This window comes from Acinetobacter sp. LCT-H3 (assembly GCF_001866125.1).
GTDB classification, from domain to species: Bacteria; Pseudomonadota; Gammaproteobacteria; order Pseudomonadales; family Moraxellaceae; genus Acinetobacter; species Acinetobacter schindleri.
On record NZ_MODX01000004.1, the window covers coordinates 126,562 to 139,123 of the forward strand.

At 42.9% G+C, this 12,562-nt stretch carries 7 protein-coding genes; 5 read left to right on the plus strand and 2 right to left on the minus strand.

What is annotated here, in order from left to right; translation table 11 throughout:
- Window positions 1-27 precede the first annotated feature (27 nt).
- Window positions 28-3,519: a hybrid sensor histidine kinase/response regulator gene (locus BK820_RS04025; RefSeq protein ID WP_071320177.1), complete on the minus strand. Its 3,492-nt coding sequence runs from the start codon at window positions 3,517-3,519 to the stop codon at window positions 28-30.
- 184 nt (window positions 3,520-3,703) lie between these two features.
- On the opposite strand from BK820_RS04025, the gene BK820_RS04030 reads away from it, so the two are divergent.
- The 4 genes from BK820_RS04030 (at window position 3,704) to BK820_RS04045 (ending at window position 9,097) form a co-directional block, all read left to right on the plus strand.
- Window positions 3,704-4,036 (plus strand): DUF485 domain-containing protein, encoded by a 333-nt coding sequence (locus tag BK820_RS04030; RefSeq protein ID WP_004813690.1) that lies wholly within the window; start codon window positions 3,704-3,706, stop codon window positions 4,034-4,036.
- 1 nt (window position 4,037) lies between these two features.
- Window positions 4,038-5,747 carry a cation acetate symporter gene (locus tag BK820_RS04035; RefSeq protein ID WP_071320178.1) on the plus strand — a complete coding sequence of 570 codons (1,710 nt, stop codon included), beginning with the start codon at window positions 4,038-4,040 and terminating at the stop codon, window positions 5,745-5,747.
- A 325-nt stretch (window positions 5,748-6,072) separates the two neighbouring features.
- Window positions 6,073-8,034 (plus strand): glycine betaine transporter, encoded by a 1,962-nt coding sequence (locus BK820_RS04040; RefSeq protein WP_071320179.1) that lies wholly within the window; start codon window positions 6,073-6,075, stop codon window positions 8,032-8,034.
- 355 nt (window positions 8,035-8,389) lie between these two features.
- Entirely contained in the window at window positions 8,390-9,097 is a 708-nt protein-coding gene (locus BK820_RS04045; RefSeq protein ID WP_071320180.1) for an ion channel, read from the plus strand.
- A gap of 36 nt (window positions 9,098-9,133) precedes the next feature.
- On the opposite strand, the gene omp33-36 is transcribed toward BK820_RS04045, so the two are convergent.
- Window positions 9,134-10,054 (minus strand): porin Omp33-36, encoded by a 921-nt coding sequence (gene omp33-36, locus BK820_RS04050; RefSeq protein WP_071320181.1) that lies wholly within the window; start codon window positions 10,052-10,054, stop codon window positions 9,134-9,136.
- Window positions 10,055-11,182: 1,128 nt separating this feature from the next.
- Between omp33-36 and BK820_RS04055 the strand changes: the two genes are divergently transcribed.
- Window positions 11,183-12,562 (plus strand): GGDEF domain-containing protein (locus tag BK820_RS04055; RefSeq protein WP_071320182.1); only part of this gene is annotated, 1,380 nt, incomplete at its 3' end.

Consider the following 12,562-nt stretch of genomic DNA (forward strand, 5'->3'; position numbering starts at 1 on the left):
ACAGGCACTTATCGAAACCATAACCACTTAACTGTCTGAGATTTTTAAACCCGATAGCCATGAACGTAATGAAGCAGGTTTCAGCGGTTTTTTCAGCAGCACAATATTCAGTTCCTTAAGCTGCTGTGGCAGTTCAGGATCAGAATCCGCAGTGATCAAGGCAACCGGTACATTTGGCTTACGATTATCTACGATAAAGTCCAGACCGCGTTGGTCATGATTCAAATGCTGATCCACCAGCCAGACCTGAATATTTTCCTGTTCAATCATTTCCTGTGCCTGTTCAGGCTCTGTAGCTTTAAATACCTGATATCCCCATTTGGTCAGCAAGGTCGACATACCTTCCAGAATGGTTTCATCATTGTCCAGACATAGCACTTTAAAGGCTTTGGATTTCAGCGGTACCGCCTGCACTGGAGCTGCCACAACTTTTGGTGCCTCAGTGAGCGGTACTTCAATCATGAAGCAGGAGCCTTTGCCATATTCAGAGTAGACGTGTACCGGATAGTCCAGCATGCTGGTCATACGCTGCACAATCGCCAGACCCAGCCCCAAACCTTGTTCACCCCACGGAGAAGTATGACCACAACGCTCAAATTCCTGGAACAGCTTGATCCGCTGCTCTTCGGCAATACCCGGTCCGGTATCCCATACGCCAATACGGATATGATTCGGTTTGCTGCTGGAACGCAGTACACCCACAATCACTTTGCCGCTGGCGGTATAACGGAGCGCATTGCTGACAAAGTTCTGGATAATCCGGCGAATCCATTGTGGATCAGTATCAATCCAGAACTGCGCATCATGCACACTGAATCTGATGCCACGCTGGGCTGCAATCGACTTGAATTGCAATTCCAGATCACTGAGCAGATCATGCAATGGATAGGCTTGACGCTTCGGCTGAATCGTTCCACCTTCCAGACGGGCAATATCCAGCAGGGCAGAAAGCATGCTTTCTGCACCATACAAGGCACGGTCCAGCTGCTGTAAGGTCTTGCGATCTTCTTCGCTTTGCACACTTTGTTCCAGTGCCGTACTGAACAGACGTGCTGCATGCATCGGCTGTAACAGGTCATGACTGGCTGCTGCAATAAAGCGGCTTTTGGACATATTCGCCTTGTCTGCCTGTTCACGAGCCAGTTGCTGTTCGGACAAGGCATCCGCAAGCTGCTGGGTACGATCACGCACACGTGCTTCCAGTACTGCTTCATTTTCACGGAAGGCGGTAATATCCGCAAAGGTCGTAACAAAACCACCGCCTTCAATCGGATTGCCACGCATCTGAATCACGCGGCCATCTTTACGGATCCGCTCGAATTCATGTGCACTACCGACCTGCATCCAGTGAATCCGTTTACGTACATGTTCTTCAACCGAACCCGGCCCACATTCACCGCGCTCGGCGTTATAACGAATCAGGTCGGCGATCGGGCAACCAACATAAACAATATCTTTTGGATAATCAAACAGCTTCAGATACTGATTGTTCCAGGCCACCAGGCACATATTTTCATCGACGACACTGACACCTTGGGTCATATGGTCGATCATGGTCATGATCAGGTTCTGGTTAAAGCGCTGCCACTGGGAAGCTTGGTCAAGAATATTGGCAACCTGACCAAGAGCCAGACCGTTATTTACCATCGCAGTGGTCAATAAGGTACGCGCTGAGGCAGCACCGATTGTGCCAGCCAGATATTGCTCGGTAAAGCGCCACCACATGCCATTGGCACTGCTATTTTCATTCAGCTCGACATTATTCTGGGTACAGAACTGCTTGAATGCACGCGTGGTGGGTTCTTCACCGGTAATGCGTTTGGCCAGGGTAATCAGGTCACCGACTTTTAAACGGGCCACATCCTGATGGGAATAGCTCACTTCAGTAGTTGGGCTCTGCGAAGGCAGGGGTTTGGTTTCATAGTAGAAGAAACTTTCCGCCTGAATCTGCTCTGCCACACTTGGACGGAAGATGCGTGACACCCAAATGTAGAGCAGTAAATTGAGACCGAGTGACCACACCACACCATGAGTCAAGGAATCAAAGGATTCAAAACCCAGTAATGCTTCAGGACGAAGCCAGTTGAGCGCCAGTGGGCCATAATTGAGAAAGTCGTGGCTAAACTGCTGATATGTTTCGGGCAGGCTACGCAGAATGGTCGGGAACAGTAAGGTATAAGCCCACAAAGCAAAACCGGTCAGCAAGCCGGCATAGACACCCTGTTTACTGCCACCCCGCCAGTACAGACCACCAATCAGGGCAGGGGCAAACTGTGCCACCGCACTAAAGGCCAGCAGCCCGAAGATAGAAAGCTGATCAATATCATTAAAGAAGTTGAAGAACAGGAAGCCCATCAGCATTACAGCTAAGATAGAGATGCGTCGGGTAAATTTCAGTACCAGTGGCAGACGTTTGTCATGGCGTGAAATCAGGTTAAAACGCCACAGCGCCGGCATGATCAAGTCATTACTCAGCATGATCGATAGGGCAACGGAAGACACCAATAACATCCCGGTGGATGCCGAGAATCCTCCGAGGAAGGCTAATAGGGTCAGCCAGTCCTGGTTATAGCTTAGAGGCAAAGACAGTACTGCTACGTCTGGAATCGCCAGATAATGTGGTGCTGCATGCAATGCCCAACTGGCAATTGGAATGATCGCGATGGTAGTCAGAATCAGATAGACTGCAAACCAGCGGCGGGCACCACGGATATGCTTTTCATCGCGCAGTTCAACCACGGCCACGTGGAACTGACGCGGCAAACAGATAATCGCCAATGCCGCGAGTAAAGTTTGTACCCAGAAACTTTCTGGCACGCCAAACAGCTGCACTTCATGGAAGGTGGTTTTGATATCACCTGTAATCTGTGACAAATTTTCCGGTGCAGCAAACATGAAGAAACCAGCAACTGCCAGTAATGCAAACAGCTTAACGAAAGATTCAAAGGCGACTGCCAGCATCAGACCGCCATGCTGTTCGGTATTGGCAATCTGCCGCGTACCGAAAATCATTGCCAGGATAGCCAGAACTCCGGTCAGGAACAGTACACTATTGGTAGTGCTGGCGATGCCTGCTGAAGGCTCCAGAATCACGGATGCACTCAGGGCAATCGCACGCAATTGCAAGGCCAGATAGGGAATAATCGCAATGACTGCCAGAATGGTAACCAGTGAAGCCAGTGGTCCACTTTTACCATAACGTGCCGCGACAAAATCTGCGATCGAAGAAATGGCATGGTGCTGACGTACTCGTCCCAACCGGCGCCAGATGTCATAACCAATCGCGACAAAAAGCAGTGGGCCGAGGTAGATAGGTAGGAAAATAATCCCTTCACGTACTGCAGCACCTGTTGCTCCATAAAAGGTCCAGGAAGAACAGTAGACACCTAAAGTTAAGCTAAACAATAGCATGCGTCCACGAGTGCTGAGACGACTGGCGTGTTTCTCCCCGAAAAATGCACAAACAAAGAGTAATGCGATATAGAGGGTGAGCACCCCTATGATGAGCCAACTGTTCATATTGCCTGAAGTGTACTGAGCATGCGGCTATAATACAGCATCATGAACGCAGGCGTTCAAATTGCTTATTTTTTAACGACCAAAGTCTAAATTACAACCACCTATAAAGCTTGTTAATTTGCACAGGTGATAATTCGAATTAAAAAATGGATGCCTAAGGTTGGGCATAGCAAGGAGAATATTTATGGATGAGAGACAAGTAGAACAGATTCTACAAAATCCAAAATTTAAGGAAATGGTCGCCAAGAAAAGTCGTCTTAGCTGGACGCTTACGGCAATCATGTTGTTTGTATACGTGGGTTTCATGCTCTTGGTTGGTTATAACAAAGAATTTCTAATGAGTTCTGTTTCTGGCGGTGTGACGACTTGGGGGATTCCATTAGGACTTGGCATTATCGTATTGTCTTTTGTTTTATGTGGTGTGTATTCCTACATTGCCAATAACCAACTTGATCAACTGAACGAAGAAGCAATGCGCGAAGTTGAAGCAATCACTCATGAAAAAGGGCTGCACTAAGATGAAATGGAATTCATTTAAAGCACTTGCGGCATCAACATTATTGATGTCTGGTATGGCAGTTGCAGGACCTGATTTAGGTGCAGCTGAACAACAAGCCACGAATTGGCACGCGATTATCATGTTCGTGATTTTCGTAGGCGCAACGCTTTTCATTACCAAATGGGCAGCAAAACAAACCACCAGTACCAATGATTTCTATACTGCGGGTGGCGGGATATCAGGTTTTCAGAATGGTCTGGCAATTGCCGGTGACTTTATGTCAGCAGCATCCTTCCTCGGTATTTCCGCAATGGTATTCTTGTCAGGTTTTGACGGCTTACTATATTCTCTAGGCTTTATGGTGGGTTGGCCGATTGTATTGTTCCTGGTGGCAGAACGTCTGCGTAACCTGGGTAAATTCAACTTGTCAGATGTCGTCTCTTTCCGTTTACAGGAAAAACCGGTGCGTACTTTGGCTGCATTAAGCTCCTTGGTTGTAGTAGCGTTCTACCTGATTGCACAAATGGTGGGTGCAGGTCAGCTGATCAAGCTTCTATTCGGTCTTAACTATAACATTGCAGTTGTTATTGTTGGTTTACTGATGATGGCTTACGTGATGTTTGGTGGCATGTTGGCAACGACTTGGGTACAGATCATCAAGGCCGTAATGCTGTTATCTGGTGCGACCTTCATGGCTTTCATGGTGATGAAAGGCGTGGGCTTCAGTTTTACCAATATGTTTGAACAGGCGATTGGTGTTTATTCAAAAGTGCATGATTTGAGCTTGGCTGATGCAGCCAAAATCATGGGTCCGGGTAGCTTGGCGTCTAACCCGGTCGATGCTATCTCTCTTGGTCTTGCCTTGATGTTTGGTACAGCAGGTCTGCCACATATCCTGATGCGCTTCTTCACAGTAAAAGATGCCAAAGAAGCACGTAAATCGGTGGTCGTGGCGACAGGCTTTATTGGTTATTTTTACCTGTTAACCTTCATCATCGGTTTTGGTGCGATTCTATATGTATCGAATAACCCGCAATTCCTAGATGTAGCGAAAATGGCTATGACTGGCAAACTAGAGCTGGTTGGTGGTAACAACATGGCTGCAGTTCACTTGTCTGATGCTGTTGGCGGTGACTTGTTCATGGGCTTCATCTCGGCAGTAGCATTCGCAACAATTCTTGCGGTAGTTGCTGGTTTGACATTGTCTGGCGCTTCAGCAATCTCACACGACTTGTATGCTAACGTATTTAAGAAAGGTCAAACCACACCTGAATCTGAACTGCGTATGTCTAAAATTGCGACTTTAGGTCTTGCAATCTTTGCCATGATTTTGGGTATCCTGTTCGAGAAGCAAAACGTTGCCTTCATGGTCGGTCTAGCATTCTCTGTGGCTGCATGTGCCAACTTCCCGGTACTGGTTCTGTCGATGTTCTGGAAAGGCTTGACCACTCGTGGTGCGGTGATTGGTGGTATCGTTGGTCTGGTGACTGCGGTGGTACTGATCGTACTGTCTAAAGCAGTTTGGGTAGATACATTGGGTATTTCTGATACACCAATTAATCCATACAATGGTCCTGCATTATTTGCGATGCCTTTATCATTTTTCTTCTGCTGGTTGTTCTCTGTGACAGATAACTCTGCACAAGCACAAGCGGAACGCAAAGCATTCGATGCACAGTTTGTACGTTCACAAACAGGTATTGGTATCTCAGGTGCCTCTGATCACTAAGATGATTCGATCACCTATAAAAAGTCCCGCAAGGGACTTTTTTATTGCCTGCATATACCAATGCTCATAAAGAAATTCATTTTTTTGTTCCTTTAATGCATAGCTGGATTTTTAGATTTTGGCAAAAATAGAAGATCAAGTCTTTTCTATGACATGTTACGAGAAGGACACAGGAGTACAACCAAGCGAATAAGAACAATAACTTATCATATTGCTTAGGTTTCGATATGTGATCGAAATACATTTTTTTATTCAAGTTTTCTTTTTGAGTAATGTATGTGGGACCGATTTGGTCTGATTAATAAAAAGCAAAAATGGAGTGGATATGTCTTCCAGAACCACATCCTGGTATTCCAATGTGAATCCTCGTGTGTTTTTAACAACTGTCATCATCATTGGACTATTTCTTTTAATGGTGGTCCTGGCACCTAATTCGTTTGAACTGATGACGCAGCAACTGAACCAGTGGGTGACGACCTCTTTTAGCTGGTTCTATGTACTCTCTGTTGCAATTTTTCTGATTCTGCTGATTTTTGTTGCATTATCGGACATGGGCAAGATTAAGCTTGGTCCGGACCATAGCACGCCGGATTATAACAATGCCTCCTGGTTTGCCATGCTGTTCACGGCTGGCATGGGCATTGGGCTGATGTTCTTCGGTGTTGCTGAACCGGTAATGCACTATGTCACTCCGCCATCGGGTGAACCTGAAACTATTCAGGCGGCACAGCAGGCCATGCGTGTGACCTTCTTTCACTGGGGACTCCATGCCTGGGCGATCTATACACTGGTCGGATTATCCTTGGCTTATTTTGCCTATCGGCATCAGCTGCCCTTGAAAATACGATCTGCACTTTATCCTTTAATTGGCAAGCGAATTTACGGCCCGATCGGGGATGGTGTCGATATCTTCGCAACGATTGGAACCGTATTTGGTGTCGCCACCACTTTGGGTTTCGGAGTAACACAGATCAATTCTGGTCTGAACTATCTGTTTGGCATTGAGCAAAGTACTGGAGTACAAGTCATCCTGATTATTATTGTCAGTGCGATGGCTTCACTCTCGGTATTTTTTGGTCTGGATAAAGGGATTAAGCGCCTATCCGAACTGAATCTGGTTTTGGCTTTGGGACTATTACTTTTTGTCTTTCTGGCAGGACCGACTATTTATCTGCTGCAAACGACTATTCAAAACGTCGGACAGTATGTGTCTGGTCTATTCAGTATGACCTTTAATCTGTATGCCTATCAGCCTAATGGCTGGATTGGCGGATGGACCATTATGTACTGGGCCTGGTGGATTTCCTGGTCACCATTTGTCGGGATGTTCATTGCCCGGGTATCTCGAGGTCGAACCGTTCGCGAATTTATCGTGGGTGTTTTACTGATTCCAACCGGCTTTACCCTGATCTGGATGGGCTTTATGGGCAATGCTGCGCTTTACAGCATTTTGCATGAAGCGAATATTAACCTGATGCAGGCAGTACAGCGTGACTCATCTGTGGCACTGTTTGAATTTCTGCAGGGGTTGCCTTTCTCGGCAGTGATGAGTGTAGTCGCCACATTCTTGGTAATGTTATTTTTCGTCACTTCGGCTGACTCTGGTGCACTGGTTACTGATTATCTGACTGCGAAATCTGATCAGTCTCCAACTTGGCAGCGTCTGTTCTGGACAGTGATCATGGCTTTACTGGCAATTGTGCTGTTATATGCAGGTGGCCTGGCTGCACTGCAATCTGCCACCATGTTGAGTGCTTTGCCTTTTACCTTGATCATGTTGGTGATTAGTTGGGGGCTGATCAAAGCACTGCGGCTGGAAGTCACCAAAATGCATGCATTACAAGAAGCCCGAATTACACCACGAGCAATTCATAATCCGCGTAGCTGGCAGCAACGTTTGGGACTTATCATGCATTATGCTCATAATGAACAGGAAGTGACAGCGTATATCCAGTCGGAAGTCAGACAGGCATTTTTAAGTATTCAGAAAGAGTTTCAACGCCGTCACCATGCCGTCATCATTGATGAAATAGAGCAGGGACTTTGCTTACGAGTAGATCATCAGGATGAAGCGAATTTCGTTTATGCAGTGGTTGCACGCCAGATCTTACCGCCAAGTTTTATGCCATCTCAGGATGAAGATGCAGGACAATATTTTCAGGCTGAAGTCTTCCTCAATGAAGGTGGGCAAAACTATGATGTGATGGAATGGACCCGGGAAGATCTTTTGCAGGATATTTTGGATCAGTATGAACGGCATCTACACTTCTTGAGCAGGGTGCGCTAAGTGGTGCTATCGCTTGATTAACCTAATAAACCGAATAAAAAAGGATGCATATTGTGTCCTTTTTTATTCGGATTATCTTAAAATTTAACAAGGATATAAACCCTTAACTTATTTATAAATAATAAAAATTTCATTTATTCTTTAATAAAAATATAGATGATTAGCTCCTAAAAGGATGAAGTAAAAATCTATATGAATAAACTAAAAAATTAGATGTGATTTAACTGCTTATATTTTTAAATGAATACATCATTTTGATACAAAGCACTGCTCTGCATATGACATGATTACATGTTAAGTTTGAGCAGATAATAATAAAACTGCAGATTGTAGTGTCATGAAGAAGAAGGATTAGATGAAGCAAGCTTTGTTAATGTGCTGGACGACCTTTAAGCGCCTGCCTTCTGCATGGCTGCTTTGTCTGCAATTCATCATTCTGATCCTGTCAGTACTGAGCTATGAATACGCACCTTATCGGGCTGCAACTTGGGTACTAGGCGTATTGGTTTTACTGGTGATCGCCCGGGTCATTCGTCAAACTCCCGTATTTACCTTATTGGGATTAAGTTTCGTTGTTGGTGCGCTGTTTTTTTCATCATTGGTTTTATTTGGGATGAAACAAGTCTGGGTCTTAATTACCGCCCATGCCTTTGAAGCATGTGCTTATTTTAGTGCATCCTATGGTTTATTGCGTTATATGTTTCATGACCGTTACCTGACCAAAGATGAATTATTTGCGGCAGGCGCAGCCTTTACTTTGATGGCTTGGGGTTTCGCTTTTCTTTATAGTATCTGTCAGTTATTGGTTCCCTATAGTTTTGCTGATCCAGATCTACAAGCTTATCAGCCCTGGTTAGATTTGTTGTTCTTGAGTTTTAGTGTGCAGTCCGCGACAGGATTGGCGGATACCATGCCAGTGAGTCCATTTGCCAGAATGCTCGCCATGATCCAGATGTTCTTTGGCGTAATGTATCTGGCACTGATTGTCTCTCGACTGGTGGGATTACAATATATTTCTCATTTACCGCATAGAAAACCAGAGCAAGAAAAAAAGGACACATAAAGTGTCCTTTTTCTGTATTCAGAATCTAATCAGAAATTAGAAACGGAATTTAGCATTCAAGCCCACAGTTTGGGTATCTGTTGCAACATCTTGATCCAGATTAGCATTTTTAGTTTCGTAGTTAGCATTAACATAGCTAGCACCTACAGATACTGCTGGAGTAACGAAGTAGTTTACGTTCGCACCTAAAGCTTTATCTGGAGAACCTGCATAGCTAGATTCCATATAAGAAACGCCAACACTTAGTTTAGGGTTGAGGTAAAGCGTTGTACCTAGGTTATAAGCAGTGTCTTCACCGTAAACTAAACCAGATTCAAAACCGATCGACATATTTGTACCATCGATTGCACCTACGTATTTAGTACGTGCAGTAATTGCATCTTGATCTTCGGCAATAGTTGATGACTCAAGAGCAGCTTTGGCAACACCGTTGTTAAACATGTTGAAAGCATCGTAAGAAATCTGGTCAGCAACACTTGTATAACCTACTGCAACCAAGAAGTTAGAAATAGGTAATACACCCACTTCTAATGCATAACGATCGCCATTGTCATTCTTTTGACCATCTTTACCGTCAGTAATAGTATGGCTATAAGAAGCGCTTGCATATGCTGGAACAAGTTTGGTTGGAATGTAGGCTTCACCTTTCGCACCGAAAGTATGAGAAGTTTGGTTTACGCCTTCTTCAGAAACTCGAGTATCTGCCGCTACATCGTATTCACCGTATGTATAAGCTAAAGACACGCTAGAAGCTTGGTTTAGGAATGCTGCTTCAGCTAAAGGACCTTTAGAAGCATCAACGTCCTTGAGATAGTAAGTACCTTGAACAGCACCAGTGAAGTCTTTGTCATTTACAGTATTGTCGATGTACTCTGACTGGCCTTGAACTTCAAATTGATACGCTTGAGCACCGGTCATCGCTAATAATAAAGCAGTGGCTAAACCTAGTTTTTTCATGATTATTACCGTTTTTCAAAAGGGAGGTAAAACAGGGGTAATTGTATTGTAACAATTTATTAAGTCAATAAACCTTTTAAAATCATATAAATATGAATTTTATAATTGTTATATTTTTGTAAAGATTGTGAATTTATTATTCAACTGCTTAGTCCTAAAAAAAATACTGATAGAACAAATAATTACTTAAATAAAAAGAAATAATATAAAACACGTGAAAATTCACATTTATAATAGGTGGTTATTGTTTAATTTAATTTAAATGTTTATAAGGATGGGAAAAACCAATTCTACAGAGTTAAACCTCTTCATGTAAATGATTAAGAATGCCTAGATCACTTATTTAATTGATTCAATAATTCTTTTCTAATTCATTAACTTTATTTTTTATTTAAAGTAAATCTAATTTTGTGTAAAAAACAGACCAATATCAAATCCAACTAATTTAATATGCTTTACATTCTACATGAAAGTTACGATAATTAATTCATCAAGTTAGATGATGTATTTACTTAAATTCTTTATTTGACCTGATTCTCCACGAATTTTGTGTTTTATCGGCCCAGCTTTCCCCAAGGTTGGGCTTTTTTTTGTCTGAAACTTAAGTAGAGATGAGTGAGGGGATAAAGACCAATCAATAAGTATAAATATTAAACAAATCAAGGTATATTTTAAAAGAAATGAAAGCACCATAATGGTGCATTATCTTTGTTAAGATATTATATAAAAAATGAAATAGATAAAAAAACCCCAATTTTCAATGAAAATTGGGGTTTTTTGGCCAAAATTTGCGGGTAAATTAAAATATCTGCTGAGGAAAAATTTAATTCGCCCTAATGCGGTGCATTATGCACTTAATTGTTGCATGTGTAAACAGTAAACAATACGAATTTCAATTTTTTTTGAAATTATTTGATACATCTGCTGGTTATTTGCTGAAATTAAAAATTTTTACTTTAAATATAAGAACATAAATTAAGATCTATATGACTTTTGAGTTCAGTAAAGTTATATAAAAGCATTTAATATAAAGAATTTTTTCTTTCTGAAGAAATGGATTTTTTGTATAATAATTAAGATAAATCAAATACTTTATTAATTATTACTCTGAGGGCGTACGCTAAGACAATGAATACTCTGCGCTCTGAACAAATCAGTAAACATCTTTATTGCGCAATGTCTGTCATTATTTTATGTCTGCTGTTCATTTGCATTCCTCTCATTGTGAATAGCACTCAAAGTTACCTTAAGGCTGTGCGTACTTCTGACGAATTACATGCCCTGCAAGAAGTTGCCATTCTGGCCAATAAGATTTCCAAGGAAAGAGCCCCTGCCAATAAAGTCCTTTCCAGTACGCCTGAAGAGATTCACCAACGACAACAAGAACTCGAAATTTACCGTAAAGAAGTAGATCAGCAGTTCGAGCATACAGCAAAAATATTACAGCAAGTGGGCTTCCCGCATTTAAGTCAACGTTTGGAAAGTACGGTTCGACCAAGTCTGGAGCAGGGACGTTTACACATCGATAACTATGCAAAAATTCCTTGGGACCACCGTAATGCTCAAGCACTTGATCAAGCGATTGCTGCAATGTTTAAGGCCTGGGACAGTTGTCGCACTATCCTAAAAGGAGTAGTAACTGCTTCTAATACCACCTCTACCTCACAAAATAATTTTATTTCTCAGATTTTATTTTTATCTGACTTGAGGGATCAGGCAGGGCGTGCCGCCTCTACAATCATGGCTTATGTGACTTTCGACCAACCGATTCCTGCGGCAAACCTAACCCGTGCTATGCAAGTCCAATATCGGATCCATTATCTTTGGGATTTAATCGGCACATTGCAGCCGGAAGAGGACAAGACTGAAGAATTCAACCGGTTGCATAATGCTGTCGATACGGTCTTTATCCAAAAAGGCTTACCGATCGTTTCAAGTCTGGTGGAAGAGAGCATTCAGCAGGTTCCTTATCATTTGACAGGAACAGAACTCACCAATGCGATGGTTGATAAATTTGCTACCGTTGTTGACCTGCAAAGCTATTTACTTGAGTACAGCAATCAGGTTGCAGAGCGGGAAAAATCTTCTCATTTGCAGCAATTGCTCTGGACAGTTTTACTTTCATTTGTGTCTTTAGGAGCAGCAATTGCAACGATGATTTTTGCACGTAAAAGTGTATTTCAGCCGCTGATAGAAGCGCGTCAAATTCTGTTTACGCTTTCGGAAAATGGTGATACCAAAGCTTTATCATCGAATGCCCATACTAAATCTGAATCCTTATTTACTGCCATTCAAAGGTTGCAACAGATGTTGCAGCAACGTGATGCCTTAGAATTCAGGCTTAAAAATATTGCTCATTCCGATCCTTTAACCGGACTGGCGAATCGGTTCGCCTTGGAGGAATACACTCGTTTTCTGGAATCACATCCTTCACAGTTTAGTCAGACGTGTTTGATGATTATTGATATTGATCACTTTAAGCAGGTGAATGAACCGTACCGGGTTTGT

Coding starts and splice junctions, on each gene's coding strand:
- omp33-36 (WP_071320181.1), bottom strand. CDS start 10,054: ATGAAAAAACTAGGTTTAGCCACTGCTTTATTATTAGCGATGACCGGT.
- BK820_RS04025 (WP_071320177.1), bottom strand. CDS start 3,519: ATGAACAGTTGGCTCATCATAGGGGTGCTCACCCTCTATATCGCATTA.
- BK820_RS04040 (WP_071320179.1), top strand. CDS start 6,073: ATGTCTTCCAGAACCACATCCTGGTATTCCAATGTGAATCCTCGTGTG.
- BK820_RS04045 (WP_071320180.1), top strand. CDS start 8,390: ATGAAGCAAGCTTTGTTAATGTGCTGGACGACCTTTAAGCGCCTGCCT.
- BK820_RS04035 (WP_071320178.1), top strand. CDS start 4,038: ATGAAATGGAATTCATTTAAAGCACTTGCGGCATCAACATTATTGATG.
- BK820_RS04030 (WP_004813690.1), top strand. CDS start 3,704: ATGGATGAGAGACAAGTAGAACAGATTCTACAAAATCCAAAATTTAAG.